This is a genomic window from Symbiopectobacterium sp. (assembly GCF_047692315.1).
GTDB lineage: Bacteria > Pseudomonadota > Gammaproteobacteria > Enterobacterales > Enterobacteriaceae > Symbiopectobacterium.
Map to the genome: position 1 here is coordinate 1 of NZ_JBLLJS010000002.1, position 20,607 is coordinate 20,607.

11 protein-coding genes, 5 pseudogenes and 1 riboswitch are annotated in these 20,607 nt (G+C 54.2%); of the genes and pseudogenes, 7 read left to right on the top strand and 9 right to left on the bottom strand.

Translation table 11 applies throughout. The features are described from left to right. Window positions 1-141: 141 nt before the first annotated feature. A pseudogene (locus ACMZI0_RS00485) lies at window positions 142-498 on the bottom strand (serine hydrolase); the annotation flags it as partial. Between the two features lie 128 nt (window positions 499-626). Here ACMZI0_RS00485 and ACMZI0_RS00490 point away from each other — a divergent pair. After that, the gene (locus ACMZI0_RS00490; protein WP_415671564.1) at window positions 627-1,553 is read left to right on the top strand and encodes a LysR family transcriptional regulator; all 927 of its coding nucleotides are present in this window, start codon (window positions 627-629) and stop codon (window positions 1,551-1,553) included. A 130-nt stretch (window positions 1,554-1,683) separates the two neighbouring features. Here ACMZI0_RS00490 and efp read toward each other — a convergent pair whose 3' ends face one another. After that, window positions 1,684-2,250, bottom strand: coding sequence for an elongation factor P (gene efp, locus ACMZI0_RS00495; RefSeq protein WP_415671552.1), 567 nt, complete (start codon window positions 2,248-2,250; stop codon window positions 1,684-1,686). Window positions 2,251-2,290: 40 nt separating this feature from the next. Between efp and epmB the strand changes: the two genes are divergently transcribed. Further along, entirely contained in the window at window positions 2,291-3,322 is a 1,032-nt protein-coding gene (gene epmB / locus ACMZI0_RS00500) for an EF-P beta-lysylation protein EpmB (RefSeq protein ID WP_415671553.1), read from the top strand. A gap of 53 nt (window positions 3,323-3,375) precedes the next feature. On the opposite strand, the gene ACMZI0_RS00505 is transcribed toward epmB, so the two are convergent. Then, on the bottom strand, window positions 3,376-3,717 hold the full coding sequence (locus ACMZI0_RS00505; RefSeq protein ID WP_415671554.1) for a DUF4156 domain-containing protein: 342 nt from the start codon (window positions 3,715-3,717) through the stop codon (window positions 3,376-3,378). 61 nt (window positions 3,718-3,778) lie between these two features. Further along, window positions 3,779-5,428 carry a glucose-6-phosphate isomerase gene (pgi, locus tag ACMZI0_RS00510; protein WP_415671555.1) on the bottom strand — a complete coding sequence of 550 codons (1,650 nt, stop codon included), beginning with the start codon at window positions 5,426-5,428 and terminating at the stop codon, window positions 3,779-3,781. A 181-nt stretch (window positions 5,429-5,609) separates the two neighbouring features. Next, a riboswitch (Lysine riboswitch) is annotated at window positions 5,610-5,817 on the top strand. Between the two features lie 137 nt (window positions 5,818-5,954). Here pgi and lysC point away from each other — a divergent pair. The 5 genes and pseudogenes from lysC (at window position 5,955) to ACMZI0_RS00535 (ending at window position 12,397) form a co-directional block, all read left to right on the top strand. Next, window positions 5,955-7,313: a lysine-sensitive aspartokinase 3 gene (gene lysC / locus ACMZI0_RS00515; protein ID WP_415671556.1), complete on the top strand. Its 1,359-nt coding sequence runs from the start codon at window positions 5,955-5,957 to the stop codon at window positions 7,311-7,313. Between the two features lie 85 nt (window positions 7,314-7,398). Further along, window positions 7,399-8,321: pseudogene (panS, locus tag ACMZI0_RS00520) on the top strand (ketopantoate/pantoate/pantothenate transporter PanS). 193 nt (window positions 8,322-8,514) lie between these two features. Further along, entirely contained in the window at window positions 8,515-9,582 is a 1,068-nt protein-coding gene (locus tag ACMZI0_RS00525) for an NAD-dependent epimerase/dehydratase family protein (RefSeq protein WP_415671557.1), read from the top strand. A gap of 189 nt (window positions 9,583-9,771) precedes the next feature. Next, window positions 9,772-10,623: a helix-turn-helix domain-containing protein gene (locus ACMZI0_RS00530; RefSeq protein WP_415671565.1), complete on the top strand. Its 852-nt coding sequence runs from the start codon at window positions 9,772-9,774 to the stop codon at window positions 10,621-10,623. 319 nt (window positions 10,624-10,942) lie between these two features. Next, window positions 10,943-12,397, top strand: coding sequence for a DASS family sodium-coupled anion symporter (locus tag ACMZI0_RS00535; RefSeq protein WP_415671558.1), 1,455 nt, complete (start codon window positions 10,943-10,945; stop codon window positions 12,395-12,397). A gap of 84 nt (window positions 12,398-12,481) precedes the next feature. Here ACMZI0_RS00535 and ACMZI0_RS00540 read toward each other — a convergent pair whose 3' ends face one another. The 5 genes and pseudogenes from ACMZI0_RS00540 to metH all read right to left on the bottom strand — a co-directional run bounded on the left by ACMZI0_RS00540 (window position 12,482) and on the right by metH (window position 20,599). Then, window positions 12,482-13,042 carry a hypothetical protein gene (locus ACMZI0_RS00540; RefSeq protein ID WP_415671559.1) on the bottom strand — a complete coding sequence of 187 codons (561 nt, stop codon included), beginning with the start codon at window positions 13,040-13,042 and terminating at the stop codon, window positions 12,482-12,484. Window positions 13,043-13,175: 133 nt separating this feature from the next. After that, window positions 13,176-15,311: pseudogene (locus ACMZI0_RS00545) on the bottom strand (TonB-dependent siderophore receptor). A 148-nt stretch (window positions 15,312-15,459) separates the two neighbouring features. Then, a pseudogene (locus ACMZI0_RS00550) lies at window positions 15,460-16,446 on the bottom strand (helix-turn-helix transcriptional regulator). Window positions 16,447-16,578: 132 nt separating this feature from the next. Continuing rightward, window positions 16,579-16,860, bottom strand: a complete 282-nt coding sequence (locus tag ACMZI0_RS00555) for a hypothetical protein (protein WP_415671560.1) — start codon at window positions 16,858-16,860, stop codon at window positions 16,579-16,581. Between the two features lie 130 nt (window positions 16,861-16,990). Next, a pseudogene (gene metH / locus ACMZI0_RS00560) lies at window positions 16,991-20,599 on the bottom strand (methionine synthase). Window positions 20,600-20,607 lie beyond the last annotated feature (8 nt).

A 20,607-nucleotide genomic window follows, 5' to 3' on the forward strand; every position in this document is an offset into this window, starting at 1 on the left:
AACCAAGTTCATGATGTTTTAGGGACAATAAAAGCGTTACATCAGTACAGCAATTGGTATCAAATAATTTTCATTTGTGTGATTTTTGAGCGTATTAAATATTTTGCCTTTCGGTATCAAATGATTTGCCGCGCTATATGAGCCATCGGCCAGCCGAGGCTGGAATTCGGGCAGCCAGCGAGAGATTTCGTCATCCAGACCGATCTGCCCCTGAGCCACCAGCACCAGCACCAGCACCAGTGCCAGTGCCGCAGCCGACACGATGGGCTTACTCACCGAAGCCAGCCGAGAGATCGTGCCAAGTTCCATCGGACGTGCGCATTCACGATCGGCCCAGCCGGCCGCCTGCTGGTGGATCAACTCCCCACCGCACGCCACCAGTACAACAGCACCGACTAAACGGTGTGTATCCAGTGCCTGCTGGATTACACCCTGGATACGCGTCGATAGATGCGCAAGAGGAAGGCTTGGGCGCAGGGGAAATATAGGAATCGTCACAGTAAAATCCTCAGAGTCATCGGTTGTTGTATCGGGAATGCCTTGACGATAGATAACTTGCGACTCAAGAAAAAGATGGCTACAGTTCCTTGGTATGCGGAATAAAATGTCCGCAATCGGAGAGCAATATGGATAGCCTGAACGGCTTTGTAGTGTTCGTGCAGGTAGCGGAAACGCGCAGCTTTGTAGCGGCGGGACGGCTGCTGGGTGTGTCAGCATCGGCCATCGGCAAGAGCGTAGCGCGGCTGGAAGATAAGCTGGGCGCGCGCCTGTTTCATCGCAGCACACGCAACATCACACTGACAGCCGAAGGCACACGGTTTCTGGAACGCTGTCGGCGCATTCTGGCCGAGATCGAAGCAGCGGAACAGGGCCTACAGGCCAGTGGCGCACCGAGCGGACGCTTGCGGGTGAGCCTGCCTCTGGTCAGCTCTCTGGTACTGCCGGTACTCGGTGAATTTATGCATGCCTATCCTGAGATCAAGCTGGATCTCGACTTCACCGACCAGATCGTCAATGTGATTGAAGAAGGCTTTGACGCTGTGGTGCGCACCGGTGAGCCCAACGACTCACGCCTTACCGCACGCCGGCTTGGTATGTTCCGCTCGCTGCTGGTCGCTTCTCCGGACTATCTGGCACGGCATGGTACACCGCAGGTACCCACCGACCTGCTACGACACCGCTGCCTGCACTACCGCTTTCCCCACAGTGGCAAGCTGGAGCCTTGGGCACTGCGGCTTGCCCCCGAAGAACCGCCGTTGCAACTGCCCACGGCGATGATCTGCAACAACATTGAGACGCGCGTGTGCTTCGCCCTGCAAGGGCTAGGTATCGCCTACCTACCGGACTTCTCTATCCGTGAACCGTTGGCTGATGGCCGGTTACAGCCCATACTGGTCGACCATGTAGAGCGCACAGGCGTTTTCCACGTGCTGTGGCCAGCGAGCAAACATCCGTCGCCGAAGGTACGGGTGCTGGTCGACTTCCTTTGCGAGCGGGTGTTTCCAGGTTCGCAGACACAAACGTCGATATCCGAAAGAGCGCTCTTCCGATAGCCACTCCTGTGCCATGACACAGGCCTGATAGAGGGTCAGTGCGGAACCGGCGACACTTGTCAGCATTCGTGTAATTCTGACCAAAAAAAACCGCCAGCAAAGCCGACGGTGTTTTTTGGCAGGGAAGTGCTTATTTCACGCGAGAGACGTATTCGCCAGAGCGCGTATCCACTTTGATCACTTCGCCAATCTGAACAAACAACGGCACTTTTACCACGGCACCGGTGGTCAAGGTTGCCGGCTTACCGCCAGTACCTGCTGTATCGCCCTTCAGACCCGGATCGGTATCCACGATCTCCAGTTCCACGAAGTTTGGCGGCGTTACCGAAATCGGTTGGCCGTTCCACAACGTAACGATACATTCAGCCTGATCCAGCAGCCATTTGGCATTGTCGCCAACAGCTTTGGAGTCAGCGGCCAGTTGTTCAAACGTTTCATTGTTCATGAAATGCCAGAACTCACCGTCGTTATACAGGTAGGTCAGGTTCATATCGACCACATCGGCACCTTCGGCGCTATCGGTAGATTTGAAGGTTTTTTCAATCAGTTTGCCGGTCAGCAAACGGCGCATTTTAACGCGCGCGAAAGCCTGCCCTTTACCTGGCTTAACGAATTCACTGGATTCGACAGCGTAAGGCTCGCCTTCAAACATGATTTTAAGACCGAAACGAAAATCGTTGCTAAAATAAGTCGCCATAAAGGCCCTCTACTATTTGATACTGGTACTCAGCCAAAAAATGGCACACATTATAACCCTAAAACCCCATCCCAGAGAAGATTGGTTGCATCAACTTGCTGATGTCATTACCGATCCTCTCCAACTTTTACACTTTTTGGCGCTCGATGACCACCCTCAGCTACGCAAAGGGGCCGAAGCGCGCACGCTGTTTCCGCTGCGCGTGCCCTGGTCGTTCGCTGCGCGGATGCGCAAAGGGGACCCTCTCGATCCGCTATTGCTACAAGTGCTGACCGCCCAGGATGAATTTGTGATAACGCCCGGATTCAGCGTCGATCCGCTCGATGAACAGCAAAGCGTGGTGCCTGGGTTACTGCATAAATATCACAACCGCGCATTGTTGCTGGTCAAAGGTGGCTGTGCGGTCAACTGTCGCTATTGCTTCCGTCGCCACTTTCCCTATCAGGATAACCAAGGCAATAAGAGTAAATGGCGTCAGGAGCTGGACTATATTCGCCAGCATCCCGAACTGGATGAGATTATCTTCTCCGGTGGCGATCCGCTGATGGCGAAAGACCATGAGCTGGACTGGCTTATCAGCGAACTGGAGAACATTCCCCACGTGCAGCGTCTGCGCATTCACAGCCGGTTGCCGGTGGTGATCCCGGCGCGCATTACCGAGACGCTGTGCCAGCGTTTATCACAAACGCGTCTTAGCGTGTTGCTGGTGACACATATCAACCATGCCAACGAGATAGACAGCGAACTGAAAGAAAGTATGGCACGTTTGCGTCAGGCTGGCGTTACCCTGCTGAATCAAAGCGTATTGCTACGCGGGGTGAATGATAACGCATCGACGCTTGCTGCTCTGAGCAACGCGCTGTTTAACGCGGGCGTGTTGCCCTACTATCTGCACGTGCTGGACAAAGTGCAAGGCGCAGCGCATTTTCTGGTCAGTGATGAAGAAGCGCGCGACATCATGAAAAAACTGCTGTCGCAGGTGTCGGGTTATCTGGTGCCGCGTTTGACGCGCGAGATTGGCGGGGAAGCCAGCAAAACACTGCTGGATTTACAGTTACTCAAGAACAGTTAGAAAAAAGCATTCACAGGCAGTTCGGTTATCACCCGCCTGTGAATACCTGTCGCTTAGGGGCAGTGATAAACCTGCCCGACCAGCTTGCTATCAAGCGGCGCGAAGCTCGACCAGAAGCTCTCACTGGAGCTGGTGGCCCCATAGATCACATTGCCGCCGAGCGCCGCCGCCTTGTTACGCAGATCGTTGGCCGCGCCGCGCTGGGCATTGCCCTCGTCATGACCCGTTAACCAGGTAGATTGCGAGTCTGTCACCTGACCCACCAGACGACATCCACTGCCGGGTTGCTTATCGGTAAACTTGACCGACTGCCCGGCGGAACTCAATTCTTTGCTGGTGCTGCACCCTGCCAGTAAAACAGCCACGGCGATGCCCAGTAAAGCACGTTTCTGCATACTTCCCTCCATGTTGGTGACAAAAGGGGGGTCATATTCCCCCCCTATCGGCGTCCACGACTCAGGCGCGCCAGTTTTTAAAGCGGTTGATCAAACCGTTGGTCGAACTGTCGTGGCTGCTCACCGGCTGGTCGTTTTCCAATTCCGGCAAAATACGGTTGGCCAGTTGTTTGCCCAACTCGACGCCCCATTGATCGAAAGTATAGATATTCAGAATCGCACCCTGCGTGAAGATTTTGTGTTCATACAGCGCGATAAGCGCCCCCAGACTGTAAGGCGTAATCTCGCGCAACAAAATGGAATTGGTTGGGCGGTTGCCTTCAAACACTTTGAACGGAGCCACGTGCTCAACCTGTTTCGCCGTTTTGCCCTGCGCGGCAAATTCTGCCTCCACCACCTCACGGGATTTGCCAAATGCCAGCGCTTCGGTCTGGGCGAAGAAGTTGGAGAGCAGCTTACCATGATGATCGCCCAACGGATTGTGACTCACGGCCGGCGCGATGAAATCACAAGGTACCAGTTTGGTCCCTTGGTGAATTAACTGATAAAACGCATGCTGCCCGTTAGTGCCCGGCTCGCCCCAGATAATCGGCCCGGTTTGATAGATAATCGGATTGCCGTCGCGATCGACATACTTACCGTTGGATTCCATGTTTCCCTGCTGGAAATAGGCCGCAAAACGGTGCATGTACCGATCGTAAGGCAGGATCGCCTCGGTTTCCGCGCCAAAGAAATTGTTGTACCAGATCCCGATCAGCGCCAGCAGTACTGGTAGATTTTTCTCGATAGGCGTGGTGGCAAAGTGCTGATCCATGGCGTGCGCGCCGCTCAGCAGTTGCTCAAAGTTGTCAAAACCGATGGAGAGGATAATCGACAAGCCGATAGCAGACCACAGCGAGTAGCGGCCGCCGACCCAATCCCAGAATTCAAACATGTTCGCAGTATCGATACCGAACGCGCTGACCGCGCTAGCATTGGTGGAGAGCGCGGCGAAATGCTTGGCAATATGCTGCTCATCCTGCGCGGTTTTCAGGAACCAGTCGCGCGCAGAATGGGCATTGGTCATGGTTTCCTGGGTGGTGAAGGTTTTTGAGGCCACCAGCACCAGCGTGGTTTCCGGGTTCAGCGTTTTAAGGGTTTCGGCGATGTGAGTGCCGTCGACGTTGGACACGAAGTGCATGTTAAGGTGGTTCTTAAACGGCCGTAGCGCTTCCGTCACCATGAAGGGGCCGAGATCCGAACCGCCAATACCGATGTTCACCACATCGGTAATCGCCTTGCCGGTATAGCCTTTCCAGCTACCGCTGATGATGCGCTCACTAAAGCCTTTCATCTTCTGCAAGACCGCGTTGACTTCCGGCATCACATCTTTGCCATCCACCAGAATCGGCGTATTGCTACGGTTACGCAATGCAACGTGCAGAACCACGCGATCTTCGGTGCGGTTGATCTTTTCACCGGAAAACATCGAGGCGATGGCCTCGCTCAACTGCGTTTCACGTGCAAGATCGAGCAACTTATCCAGCGTTTCTTGGGTAATACGGTTCTTGGAGTAGTCCACCAGCATCAGGTCATCAAACGTGGCGGAAAAGCGTGAGAAACGATCCGGGTGCTGGGCAAACAGTTCGCTGATTTGCACCTGTTCCATCACGGAAAAATGCTGTTGCAGAGCGCGCCATGCGGCAGTTTGGCTGGGATTGATATTTTTCATAACAACACTCTTGTCTCCGATAATAAAATCGCTAAGGCTGAATCGATTGTATCCCTTATACCATCACTTGCGATCCCTTTTCTTGCTATTACGCATTTCCCTGTCGTTACGGGTTGACAGCCGGAAGATAACCCGTTATTTGTAAGCGTGAACTTATGCATCCACGCCGAAGGCGGTTGCATAAGCCAGAAGAGGAGCGCCGCCCAGGTAATTTATCCGAGGATCCGTAAATCCAGTGACGATAAACCAGGGGGAGCGGCACCGAGATGATGTGCAAAACGGGAATGACATCATCGACTACAGGGGCTGAATCCTCTGGGTTGTCACCAGCAACGTGCAGGCAATAAATGCAAACTGCACGTTCAGCAAGGTGGAGCGCTTCTGGGTGTATCGTAGTGACGCTTACTTATCTACGCCTGCTCCCTGCTTACCGCTCTTTCCTTGTGCCAAGGCTGATTTTATGGACGGCTGATGTGCGACACCCACCCATCGCCACAGCGCCCCTGACACGAGGTGTTTTTTATTTATGTCTACAACAAATTCTCTGAAAATCGCTAAATTTGGCGGCACAAGCGTGGCCGATTTTGATGCCATAAACCGCAGCGCGGATATTGTGCTTTCCGATCCTGCGGTGCGCGTTGTCGTACTCTCCGCCTCAGCTGGCATCACCAACTTACTGGTTGCCTTAGCAGAAGGCGTGGCGCAAGAGCAACGCGATGTCCACTTGGAAAAAATTTGTCAAATCCAATATGCCATCATCGATCGTCTGGACAACCCACAGGTGATCCGCGAAGAGATCGATCGCATGCTGGAAAACGTGGCGCGCCTGTCTGAAGCCGCTGCGCTCGCAACATCTAACGCATTGACAGATGAGTTGGTCAGCCACGGTGAATTGATGTCAACGCTGCTGTTCGTTGAGATCCTGCGCCAGCGTCAGGTCAGCGCAGAGTGGTTTGATGTGCGTAAAATCATGCGTACCAACGATCGTTTTGGCCGCGCAGAGCCGGATTGCGACACACTGGGTGCATTAACGCGCAGCCAGTTGCAACCGCGTCTGGCGGAAAGTCTGATCATTACTCAAGGGTTTATCGGCAGTGAGGCCAAAGGCCGCACCACCACGCTGGGCCGCGGCGGCAGCGATTACACCGCGGCCCTGCTGGGCGAGGCGTTGAACGTTGATCGTATTGATATATGGACTGATGTCCCCGGTATCTACACCACCGATCCTCGCGTAGTGCCCACTGCACACCGTATCGACCAGATCACCTTTGAAGAAGCGGCGGAAATGGCCACCTTTGGCGCCAAGGTGCTGCACCCCGCCACGCTGTTGCCCGCCGTGCGCAGCGATATTCCGGTATTCGTTGGCTCCAGCAAGGAGCCCTCTGCCGGCGGTACGCTGGTGTGCAACAAAACGGAAAACCCGCCTCTGTTCCGCGCGCTGGCACTGCGCCGTAAACAAACGCTGCTCACACTGCATAGCCTGAATATGCTGCACGCACGCGGTTTCCTGGTGGAAGTATTCAGCATTCTGGCACGCCACAACATTTCGGTGGACCTGATCACCACCTCTGAAGTGAACGTTGCCCTGACGCTGGACACCACTAGTTCTACCTCTGCGGGCGACAGCCTGCTCTCCAGCGCCATGCTGACAGAACTCTCTTCCCTGTGCCGTGTCGAGGTGGAAGAGAACCTGTCACTGGTCGCGCTTATCGGCAATCAGCTTTCTCAGGCATGCGGCGTCGGCAAAGAGGTATTTGGCGTACTGGAGCCGTTTAACATTCGCCTGATTTGCTACGGTGCCAGCAGCCATAACCTGTGTTTCCTGGTGCCGGGCAACGACGCAGAGCGCGTGGTGCAAACGCTACACCACAGCCTGTTTGAATAACGCCCCGCCATGGCGCCCAAAAAAACCGGCCAGTAGGCCGGTTTTTTTATCTGGACCATCATAGAGTGATAAGGATAGATATTTTATGCTAGCCATTTTGACTCGCCTGTTTCCGTTATGGGCCGTTTTGCTCTCCGTTGCTGCCTATGCGTCACCAGACACCTTTACGGGCATCAGCCCCCATATCAGCACGCTGCTGATGCTCATTATGTTCGCCATGGGCGTGACCCTGCATATCGAGGACTTTAAACGTGTGCTCACACGCCCTGCCCCCGTTGCCGCCGGGATATTCCTGCACTATCTGGTAATGCCGCTCGCCGCCTGGGTATTGGCGCGCGCGTTTAACATGCCGCCAGACCTCTCGGCGGGTATGGTGCTGGTGGGCAGCGTTGCCAGCGGCACGGCTTCAAACGTGATGATCTACCTGTCTAAAGGCGATGTCGCCCTGTCAGTCACCATTTCATCCATCTCGACGCTGGTCGGTGTCTTTGCCACGCCGCTACTGACCCGGCTCTATGTTGATGCCGCCATCAGCGTGGACGTGATGGGCATGTTGCTCAGCATCCTGAAGATCGTGGTGATCCCAATCGGCGCAGGACTGATTATTCACCATCTGTTAGCGGTGTGGTAAAACGCATCGAGCCCTATCTGCCAACGCTTTCGATGGTGTTTATTCTGGCGATTATCAGCGCCGTTGTCGCAGGTAGCCAGAGCCATATTGCTTCCGTCGGTTTTATGGTGATTATTGCCGTTATCCTGCACAACGGCATTGGCTTACTGGGTGGCTACTGGGGTGGCAGGCTGTTCGGTTTTGATGAGTCCACCTGCCGTACCTTGGCTATCGAAGTCGGCATGCAGAACTCCGGTCTTGCCGCCACACTGGGCAAGATGTACTTCTCTCCGCTGGCCGCACTGCCCGGCGCGCTGTTCTCGGTCTGGCACAACCTTTCCGGCTCGCTGCTGGCGGGCTATTGGTCAGGAAAATCTCTGGAAAAAGAGAAGCAGTAACAAGCGCTTTTAACCAACCCATACCGCCAGAGTATGGGTTGGCGCACTTTGCATATAACGGGGCACGCCTTGCCAGTGACGCAGCAAGTGGGTTTAAGATAGTCTTTTCCGGTGACTTTTTAACCTTTCGACGCTGCTGCAATCCTGTTCCAGCCATCCTGGTGGCGGTCGGGTGCTCTGCAAGGACTCCACCATGAAAAAACTCGAAATTGATAAACGCAGTCCGGTGATGGTTACCGGAGCAACCGGCTATGTCGCAGGCTGGATTGTGAAACGGCTACTGGAAGAAGGCGTTACCGTCCATGCCGCAGTGCGAAATCCCTCAGACCGAAATAAAGTACGTCACCTCGATGCATTAGCGGCCACACTGCCGGGCACCCTGCGTTATTTCAACGCTGACCTGCTGAATGAAGAGTCCTATGCCGAGGCCATGGCGAATTGCAGTATCGTCTTTCACACAGCGTCACCATTCACGCTCGCCATTCACGATCCTCAAAAGGAGTTGGTTGAACCCGCGCAGTTAGGAACCCGTAATGTTCTTGAAACGGCCAACCGAACCGCATCCGTCACACGCGTTGTGTTGACCAGCAGTTGTGCCGCTATTTATTCTGATAACGCGGACTTGGAAAATACGCCCGATGGCGTATTCACTGAAGCATCGTGGAACACCCGTTCGTCGCTGCAACACATCCCTTACGCCTATTCCAAGACAGTGGCTGAACGCGAGGCTTGGGACATCGCCAAGCGCCAGTCCCGTTGGCAACTGGTTGTTATCAACCCAAGCTTCGTTATCGGCCCAGGTATCAACCCCCATGGCACGTCAGAGAGCTTCAACATCGTTCAGCAAATGGGAAATGGCCGGATGAAAGTCGGTATCCCTGACATCGGGCTCGGCGCGGTTGATGTGCGGGACTTGGCAGAAGCCCACTTACGGGCAGCGTATTTACCAGAGGCAGAGGGACGCCATATCATTTCAGGCCATAATACGTGCTTGCCTGAAATTGCCAGGGCGCTGTTACCGGCCTTCAATGCCTATCCCGTGCCACGCCGCACTCTGCCTAAGTGGCTGGTCTGGCTGATTGCTCCGTTGGCTGATAAATCGACGACACGCCAGTTTGTGGCGCGCAACGTAGGTTTCCCATGGCGAGCTGACAACAGCAAGAGTGTTCAGGCGCTCAGCATGAAATACCGCCCATTGGAAACCTCAATTCGAGACATGTTCCAGCAGATGATAGACAATGATGTGATTCCGCGGTGCTAAACGGCCTACCGCCAGCAAGGGGGCATTGATGAAACACGCTACACCCTTCAGCCCGGCTGGCGGTTGCTGCTCACCGACATGGGCGTAGATTCGGCACAGGTTCTACGTCTTACCAACCTTCCCGCCGATCTGTTCTCGCGACCTGACGTCACCATTGCGCCTGCTCAGTTTTTCGAATTATAGCATGCTATCGAGCAAGCCTCGGGGGAGACGCTTGCTCTGCCGCTCACAATAGGACAGGCCATCTCCGTTGAGGCGTTCGATCCGCCGATTTTTGCCAGCCTGTGCAGCCCAAACCTCAACGTAGCCTATCAACGTCTGGCGACCTTCAAGAGGCTGATTGCCCCGATGACGCTGGCAGTTGGTATCACAGCGCAGCAAACATCGGTAACCCTGCAATGTTACGCGCACGTTGGCACCATCCCGCATAGCCTGGCAGCGACAGAGATGGTGTCCTTGACGGAACTGGTCAGGCTCGCCACACGCCACCGCGTCATCCTTCGCGAAGTGCTCTTACCCGAACTTCCCGAGCCCATTGAACGCTACACAGAATATTTCGGCGTCAGACCCAAAAACGGGAAAACAATCCGTGTTTCCTTTTCGAAAGAAGACAGCCTCCGCCCCTTTTTAACGGCCAACGAGTCGATGTGGGCATTTTTCGAAACCGGTTTGCGTCAGCGTCTGACGACGCTGGATTTAACGGCAACGATGAGCGATCGCGTCAAGACGGTGCTGCTGGAAGGGATTCCCGCGGGCCAGTGCACCGTTGAAGATGTCGCAAGGCAATTGGCGATAAGCAAACGCACACTGCAACGGCAATTAAGCGAAGAGTCATCGACATTCAAAACCATTCTCAATGCCACCCGACAGCAACTGGCGCTGCACTATCTGCATAAACCGGCTATCACACAGGCAGAAATCGGCTTCTTGCTCGGTTTTCAGGATGTAAACTCCTTTATCCGGGCATTCAAAGGGTGGCAAGGGATAACACCGGGAGCCTATCGGCACGGCGTGCAGGAAAGCGGAATAGCGCGGACATAACCAAGCACCAACGTTAATGAAATGATGCCAATAGGTTTCATCGTCATTAATCACGCCATTTTCATCGTTTTTGCCTCTTTTTCACACATCCCACGTAGCATCTGCCTTTGTCATATTTTGTCACACTTAAAATGTGAAGCACTTCACATAATTATTTAACTAACAATATTTAGAAAAAACGATTCAAATCAATAAGCGTGTCATTTTCATCCCGCGTTTTTTATCAGTGAGGCTATGATCGCTGATGACCCTGTAACCCATAGGGATTACACTGATTACACCTCCCCTTCAGACACCTATTAAGTTGTAAGGAAAACGGATGAAGACCAAAACGTCGTACGGCCTGAACTGGCTTGCTTTGGTGATTATTCTGCTTGTCGCCGCCTTCTTCTGGCACCTGTCTCCGCCAACCGGCCTCAGCGCTCCGGCCTGGCACTCTGCGGTTCTTTTTGTCGCCACCATCGTCTCGATTGTGGCTAACGTGTTGCCCATCGGTGCCATCGGTATCATCAGCATGACGCTGTTCGCGCTGACGGCCGCCGCAGGCGATACCAGCGCCAGTGGTGCTATCCAAACCGCGTTGAGCGATCTGAATAGCTCCCTGATTTGGCTGATCGTCGTGGCGTTTATGATCGCGCGCGGCTTTATCAAAACCGGATTGGGTCGACGCATCGCGTTGCAAATGATTCGCCTGCTGGGGAAGAGAACGCTCGGGTTAGCCTATGGGCTGGCCTTTGCCGATCTGGTACTGTCGCCCGCCATGCCAAGCAACACGGCACGCTGCGGCGGCGTGATCTACCCGATCGCTGACTCACTGGCGCGCAGTTTCGACTCCAGGCCGGAAGATGCCTCACGCAGCAAAATCGGTACCTTTCTGGTGGTCTGTATCGGTAACGTCAACGATATTACTGCCGCGCTGTTTATGACCGCCTACACTGGCAACCTGCTGGCAGTAAAACTGGCCGCCAATGCGGGCGTGCACATCACCTGGGGCAGTTGGTTTCTGGCCGCTGTAGTGCCTTGCCTGATCTCCCTGATGATCGTTCCACCGCTGGTACTATGGTTGACCAAACCGGAGATTCGCCACACACCTGATGCGCCGAAGCTGGCGATTAGCGAACTGGAAAAAATGGGACCGATGGCGCGTGGTGAATGGCTGATGGCCTTTACCATGCTTCTGCTGCTGGTGCTGTGGATTTTTGGCGACGCACTGGGCGTAGACGCAACCACCGCTTCCTTTGTGGGCCTCTCCTTCCTGCTGCTGAGCGGCGTACTGCGCTGGGAAGACATCAAAAGTGAAAAAGGGGCCTGGGATACGTTAATCTGGTTTGCTGCGCTGCTGATGATGGCCAATCAGCTTAAAAAGCTGGGTTTTACTACCTGGTTTGGCGATCTGATTGGTGGCAGCGTCGGTCACTTGATGGCCGGAACCAGTTGGGTACTGGTGCTGCTGCTGTTAAACGCGGCCTATTTTTATACTCACTATTTCTTTGCCAGCGGCAATGCGCAGATCGCCGCGCTCTATGCCGTATTTCTAAGCGTGGGGATTAATCTCGGGATCCCACCGATGTCGATGGCGCTGATGCTGGCATTTACCAACAGCTTGTACTGCTCGCTGACGCAATATACCCATGCGCGTGGCCCAATTCTGTTCGGCGCAGGCTACGTGCCCACCGCCGTGTGGTGGCGCTTTGGGTTCATCATCAGTCTGGTGAATCAGGCGGTATTTATGACTGCCGGATTAATATGGTGGAAGGTCGTCGGACTTTATTAGTGTGACCTGAGTGCATTCCCTTCATGTTTTATACGCAGGCTCTTCCTGCCACGCAACGTGGCAGGAAATATCATTGAAACCGCGCTATACCTGATCCTGTAATATTGACAAACACTCCTGATAACTTAGCTCCCCCCGAGCACCAGTCGAATCAAGTACAACTGCCCCATTGGGATAAATCGTGATGCCGAGCGCTACGGCGAGCATAATCTCGGTTCCCGGTGTGGTGAGCAGCTCTTGCAGTGGTTTCTGTCCATCAGCATCTGTTTGATGAATACTCATGCTAAGCGCCATGTCCGAGGAGCAGTCTATACCCCCGGCAAAAATCACCTTTCCGCCATCGATCAGTTCTGACTTGAGTTTCGATAGCCATCGGTTTGCATGATTGGGTTGACGATCGCTCTTTGACTTTATCCCAAAGAACAGATTACCACCGATGATGTGCAGCAGTGTGAGTGTGCGCTGCTGATACCACCTTCCATTCCATTTCGACAGTACTGCCAACGCACAGCAATACGTCAGACTGTCCGTGTGTAACACGGATGACCGATCCGTGGCACACCCCACATTTCCCATTTCGACACGGATACGGTTATCATTTTGCAGGTAACAATTATTTGTATCGTTAATTGACGCTATATTCATAAAATTCCGTTTTATTTGCAAATACATAAAAAAATCGGAATAAAATATCAAAATGTGTGAATTATAAGATTTATACATCTGAGAAAGCGCGGAATTCGGAACTCCCCCAACGATCGTCGGGGGAGGGAAGAAATCAGAAAGAGTACGACAGGCTGCCTACTACGCTGCGTTCCGCGCCAAAGTAGCAGTAATCCAGTGAGTTACAGGCACCGACATAGCGTTTATCCGTCAGATTGTTGACGTTCAACTGCGCGCTCAACCCCTTCAAGCCAACCTTGGAAAGATCGTAGCCCACCGCCATATCCACCAGCGTGTAAGAAGGTAACGTATGGGTGTTGGCACGATCGCTCACCACGCCGTTCACATAGCGAACGCCGCTCCCCAGTGTTAAGCCGTCCAATACGCCGCTCGTGACATCATAGTTCACCCAGGCACTGATCTGATTGCACGGTGCATACACCGCCCGCTTACCCTGCTCACTGGCTGTTTCGCTCTTTTTATAACTTATAACGAATATCGTTATAGCTGTAGGCAGCCTGAACGCTCAGGTTATCGCTAATATGGGTTAACGCTTCCAGCTCCACCCCTTCCGATTCAATCTCACCAATGGCACGACAAGGATCGTTCGGTTGGGTTTTCGTCGCCACGTTAGTCTGGTTGATGCGATACAGGGAAACGCTGTACTGATCCTGCGTACCGACTGGCTGATATTTCAACCCGGTTTCCCCACTGCTTTCCTTCCATCGGTTTAAGCAGTGAGCCGTTGGCATCGGTAAAGTTAGTGGGCGTAAATGCCGTCGAGTAACTGACGTAGGGGGCAACGCCACTATCAAACAGGTAAAGCAGCGCCGCGCGTTTACTGAAATGAACTTCGTCCAACTCGCTGCGCGCCGCCGTACTTTGATTGGTGCTCGATATTTTGACCGAGTCATAACGGCCACCCAGCGTCAAACGCCAGCGCTCCAGGGAGATCTGATCCTGCGCATAGAAACCGGTTTGTTGCAGCTTATGCCTTTCACGTGTAGGTACATACCAGTCCAGCGCGCCCGCACCGTATACCGGGTTTGAAGGCATTGAGGTTAGAGAAAAGTCCTGTAGGCCAGTTGACGTCATTTTGACGCTGCTGGTAATCCATCCCCACTAACAATCGGTGATTCAGCGCCCCAGTATCAATGCTGCCGTCCAACTGGTTATCCAGGGTCCACGCCTTGAGTTTTTCGCGCACCCCCTGGTAGTAACGGATCAGCTCATCGCTATTCCCAGACCAGCCGTAGCCATAGACCTGATCCAAATGCACCCGGCTTTGCAAGTAACGCACTTTCTGGCGCACCGACCAGCCGCTATCAAAGTTGTGCTCAATGTTGTAGCCCACCATGTTCTGGCGACGATCGTATTTTTCGTAACTCTTCTCACCATCATAGAAGCCGTTCGAAATATAGCGGCCATTATGCGGCACCACCGATCCTTCATACATACGGCACACCCGCGTGGCTGCCCCTTCCGGATCGCGGTGCAAATATGCCATCAGGTCCAGACGGGTTTTATCGCTGATGCGCCAGGTCAAACTGGGCATCAATGCATAGCGCTCTTCTTTGGTAGTGAATTGCGTTTCCGCTTTGCGCACAATCCCGCCAAGGCGGAATGCCACGCGATCTTCATCGTCCAACGGGCCAGTCACATCAAACGCTGCGCCGCTCTGGGCGTTGTTACCGGCAAACAACTTGATTTGTCCACTTTGCTCAAAGGCCGGGCGGCGTGAACTCAGTGCCACGATGCCCCCCGGCGAGGCGCGCCCGTACAGCACCGACGCCGGGCCTCGCACCACTTCCATGCTCTCAAGGAACCAAGGGTCAACCACCAGTGAGCTGTGGGAGTTGGTATCCCCCATGATTTTCAGCCCGTCGAGGAACACGTTATCCAGACTGCCGTCCGAAAAACCACGCATCACGATGTAGTCAAAGCGGTTGGTGCCGCCCACCTGATTGTTGTATACACCCGGCGTATAACCCAGCGCTTGACGCACATTGGTTGCGCCCTGCTGTAGCATCTGTTCGCGCGTAACAATTGAAACAGATTGCGGTGTTTCAATATCGGGCGTTGCCAGCTTGGTGGCCTCGCTTTGCACCTGAGAGGTGACAACCAGCGTATCCGGCTTGTTCGTTGTCGCGTTATCCGTTGCGGCATTAACGTTATCCTGCGCAAGAACGCTTCCAGCAAATCCGCTTGCCAGATAGCCGACCACCAGCGCTAACCGTGTTTTTCTCAACATGCCCTTCTCCGCCTAACCTGAACTTGTAAATGCGAATTATTACCGTTTTCATATAAGAGCAAGCTATGCGCGCTGACAGGTTACGTATGCGCCATGACAAAGGTACGCGCAGCAGGGAACCTGGAGTGGAATAAACGAGACTTAACCGCTATGTCCATCGCTGGGAGAAAGGGACATCGCTGGGGGCGATGCCATAGTGGCGTCGAAAGGCGGTAGCAAGATTGGTGGCGTGTTGGTATCCCGACATCCAGGCAGCCTGCTGGACGGGATGGCCCTGTTCCAACAAACGGTAAGCCAGCGCTAACCGTTTGTTGCGCAAGAAATCAAACACAGAGATACCGTAGGTTTGGCGGAATTTATTGCGCAGGCTGGTCGGGCTCATTGCTGCCTGTTGAGCTAACGCCGTCAGGGTGTATGGTTTTTCTGGGTGCAACTGTAACTGATCGCGTAGGGCATCCAGCCGCCGCTCACTGGGTGGTGCAGTAATGCGCCCCTGTTGCCCCACAGGATCAAGCGCCAAGCCATGACCAAGCAGTTGCAGCATCGCCCCTTCCAGCATCAACTGGCGCGCCAGACTTTCGTTCGAAGGAGATAACGCCTGCTGCAAGCCAGCAAGAAGGTAATCAGGTACTGGCCAAACAAAGGCCGCGTTCTCGCGACGTTCCCACTGATGCAGTAAAGCGGCAAGCAACGGGGGAAGTTAAAGCTGACCAGGATGGATGCCCAGCGCCAGCGTCCGCAACGGGTGATCGACAGCATGACGCACATGCATCACCTCATGTTCTCCCAGACGAGTACTGAATGCCATGCCCGCACGCACCACAAACTCCCGCTGGTTCACACGCAGGTTGATACAACCGCCCAACACCACCAGCGTGTAAAGCGGCGAGCCCTACAGCGAGGTGGATTCATAGGGTTGCATCACGCGTACATCGGAGCTGGTCAGGCTGATGCCGGAAGAGAGCACCATCTCTTCCACATGGCCTTGCACCACCACGCGCTGCTCTTTACACCGATCGCGGCTGGATGCCAACGCAGGGAAACGGTAGTCGATCCCATAGCGTTCGCCAAAGGCAAAGAAATCATCAACGAAAAACTGGCGTTCAGGCAGCGAGGGAGAATAGGCGTTCATCATCGTCAGGGGTCCACCGTCAGGCCAGCGCGGCTGGGAAAATGGTCGAGGGGGAATACCACAAGATTTTACCTTAGCACTCGAAGGAAATCGCTTCAACAAAGATGATAACAATTCTCATTAAATTCTGTAACGCTAATCTCTCTCTTTACCGTGTGCACACATGCTCACCACAGCACACAAAATGGCAAACCCCAGCAGGGCGTAATACATAAAGTCATTATCTTCCGCGATGGGGATTCCCAGAATAGGGATCTGATGGGTTCTTAATACGATGATATGAAATAATACGTATAAAGAATGAACGAGTATGCCGCCAAACACCGTGATGGGGTAAAAGGAAGATGTGAGCTTCCTCACCCAAAAATACAGCGGAATAAGTGAGATAAGGGAAAAAAACGAATAGACATAACTCATGATAGATCCATCGATACGAATTATATTTTATTCAGGCAAGCTGACTGTCTGCTTGCCTGAACAGGAGTACCTCGATTGCACGATAGTCGGCAATAAGGGCAAAGCGGCATCCTTGCCTACCATGCGGGGGTTAATCCGCATCATACCCCAGATTCGGTGCCAGCCAGCGCTCGACGTCGGCCACTGACATACCTTTACGCGCAGCGTAGTCTTCGATCTGATCGCGCTGAATCTGTGCGACTGCGTAATATTTACTTTCCGGGTGACTGAAATACCAACCCGAGACCGAGGCGCCTGGCCACATGGCGTAAGATTCCGTCAGTTTCATCCCGGTGCGCTTTTCCACATCAAGCAGTTGCCAGATTTGCGCTTTTTCCGTGTGGTCCGGGCATGCGGGATAACCCGGCGCTGGGCGAATGCCCTGATAATTCTCGCGAATCAGTTCGTCGTTGCTGAGGTTTTCGTTAGAGGCATAGCCCCAGTACACCTTACGCACTCGCTTATGCAGATATTCCGCAAACGCCTCAGCCAAACGATCTGACAACGCTTTTACCATGATCTTGTTGTAATCATCGTGCTGCGCTTCCCAGGCATCCGCCAATGCGTCTTCCTCTAATCCACCGGTTACCGCAAACGCGCCGAGATAGTCCGGCTTGCCACAGGTTTTAGGCGCAACAAAATCTGCAAGGCAGTAGTTGGGGAAATCCGTTTTTTCCGTTTGTTGCCGCAAGTGGTGAGTAACCAACAAAACCTCGTCACGGCGTTCATCGGTATACACCTCAACATCGTCCCCCACCCGATTAGCGGAGAACAAGCCAACCACGCCGCGCGGATTCAGCGTCCCCTGCTCACTGAGGGTATCAAGCATGGCATTCGCATCGGCAAACAGACGCTTGGCCTCTTCGCCGACCACGTCATCTTCCAAAATGCGTGGATACTTGCCCGCCAGCGACCAGGTCATAAAAAACGGTGTCCAGTCAATATAGTTGCGCAAGGTTTCAATGCTGGCGCTAACCGCTTGCACACCAAGACGGTGCGCCACTGGCGGTGTGTACTCATCCCAATCAAGCTGGCTGTCATTGGCGCGCGCCGCTGCCAGCGTCACCGGCGGGGTACGCGGTTTTTTACGCCCGTGCTGAATGCGCACGGTTTCATACTCTTTGCGGGTGCGCGCCACAAACTCATCGCGCTGCCCCTCCGACAACAGCGCCGACCGAACGCGAGGCATTCTGCACATAGACCGTTGCGCCACTGTAATTCTGTTCGAGCTTCACCGCGGTGTGCGCTTTCGAGGTGGTCGCACCGCCAATCAACAGCGGCAATGTGAAGCCCTGGCGCTCCATCTCTTTTGCCACGTTGAATTTCATCCAGCGACGGGGTAATAAAGCCCAGAAAGGCCGATGATATCGACGTTCTCTTCGCGGGCAGTTTTCAGGATTTTCTCGGTCGGCACCATCACGCCAAGATCGATGATCTCGTAGTTGTTGCACTGCAACACCACGCCAACGATGTTTTTGCCGATGTCATGCACATCGCCTTTGACCGTTGCCAGCAAAACTTTGCCTGCGCTGCTGCCTTTGGTCTTACTCGCCTCAATATAGGGTTGCAGGTAAGCCACCGCCTGCTTCACCACCTGCGGCAGGAACATTTTCCCCGCGCCGAACAGATCGCCCACCACATTCATACCGTCCATCAGCGGCCCTTCTATGACCTCGATGGGGCGAGAAGCCTCCTGCCGTGCTTCCTCGGTATCCTGTTCGATAAACTCGGTAATGCCTTTGACCAGCGCGTATTCCAACCGTTTTGTTACCGGCCAGCCGCGCCATTCCGCCTGCGTTTTGTTGCTCTCATCGTCGGTTTTGCTGCCGCGATAGCGTTCTGCCATTTCCAGCAACCGCTCGGTGCCATCTTCACGGCGATTGAGCACCACATCTTCCACGGCATCACGCAGCTCGGCGGGCAAGTCATCGTAGATTGCCAACTGGCCGGCGTTGACGATCCCCATGTCCATCCCGTTGCGAATCGCGTGATAGAGGAACACCGCGTAAATCGCTTCGCGCACCGGCTCGTTGCCACGAAATGAGAACGATACGTTCGAGACGCCCCCAGAGATCATCGCGTGCGGCAACTGTTCCTTGATATCCGCGCAGGCTTCGATGAAATCCACCGCGTAGTTGTTATGTTCTTCAATACCGGTCGCGACGGCAAAAATATTCGGGTCAAAGATAATGTCTTCCGGCGGGAAGCCAACCTCTTGCGTCAGGATCTGGTAGGCACGGCGACAGATCTCGATTTTGCGCGCACGGGTATCCGCCTGCCCCACTTCATCGAACGCCATCACCACCATGGCAGCACCGTAACACCGCACCTGACGCGCGTGATCGATAAAGACATCGAGTCCCTCTTTCATCGGGATGGAGTTCACGATGCCCTTGCCCTGAATGCACTTCAGCCCTTTTTCAATCACCTCCCACTTGGAGGAGTCGATCATGATCGGCACACGGGCAATATCCGGCTCACCGGCAATCAGATTGAGAAAGCGCACCATGGCGGCTTCGGCATCCAGCATGCCTTCATCCATGTTGATGTCGATAATCTGCGCGCCGCTCTCCACCTGCTGACGGGCAACATCCAGCGCTTCACCGTATTTTTCTTCTTTGATAAGGCGCTTGAAACGTGCCGCCCCGGTCACGTTGGTACGTTCCCCCACGTTAACAAGCAGCGTTGCCGCATCGATGGTCAGCGGTTCCAACCCGGCAAGACGGCAAGCCACCGGGATCTCCGGCAGCGGACGCGGCGCAACGCCGTCAACCACGTTGGCAATGGCGGCAATATGTTGCGGCGTAGTACCACAGCAACAGCCAACAATATTGAGGAATCCGGCGCACGCCCATTCACCGATATGCACTGCCATGTCGGCGGCATCAAGATCGTATTCGCCGAACGCATTCGGCAGGCCCGCGTTAGGGTGAGCAGACACATAGCACTCGGCTACGCGAGACAGTTCCGCCACGTATTGACGCAGCTCATCCGGCCCCAGCGCACAGTTCAAGCCAAAAGAGAGTGGGCGCGCATGGCGCAGCGAGTTGTAAAACGCTTCCGTGGTCTGCCCTGACAGGGTACGGCCAGAGGCATCGGTAATGGTGCCAGAGATCATCACCGGCAGTTCAATGCCTAACGCCTCGAATTCGGTTTCTACTGCATACACTGCGGCTTTCGCGTTCAGGGTATCAAAGATGGTTTCAATCATGATGATATCGACACCGCCCTCAACCAACGCGCGGGTTGATTCTCGGTAGGCCTCAACCAGTTGATCGAAACTGATATTGCGGTAAGCAGGATCGTTTACATCCAGCGAGATGGAAGCCGTGCGGTTGATCGGGCCCAATACGCCAACCACGTAACGCGGTTTGGCCGGGTTTTGCGCCGTCCATTTATCCGCACAGGCGCGGGCAAGGCGAGCTGCCACCAGGTTAATCTCCGCCGACAGCGAAGCCATGTCATAATCGGCCATCGCAATCGGCGTAGCGTTGAAGGTGTTGGTTTCGATGATATCCGCGCCAGCCTCAAAATAGGCATCGTGGATCGCAGCAATAATGGCAGGTTGGGTGATCACCAGCAGGTCATTTTTACCTTTCAGATCGCTGTGCCAATCGGCAAAGCGCTCACCGCGATAGTCGTCTTCCTGTAACCGGTAGCCCTGAATCATGGTGCCCATACCGCCATCCAGCACCAAAATGCGCTACG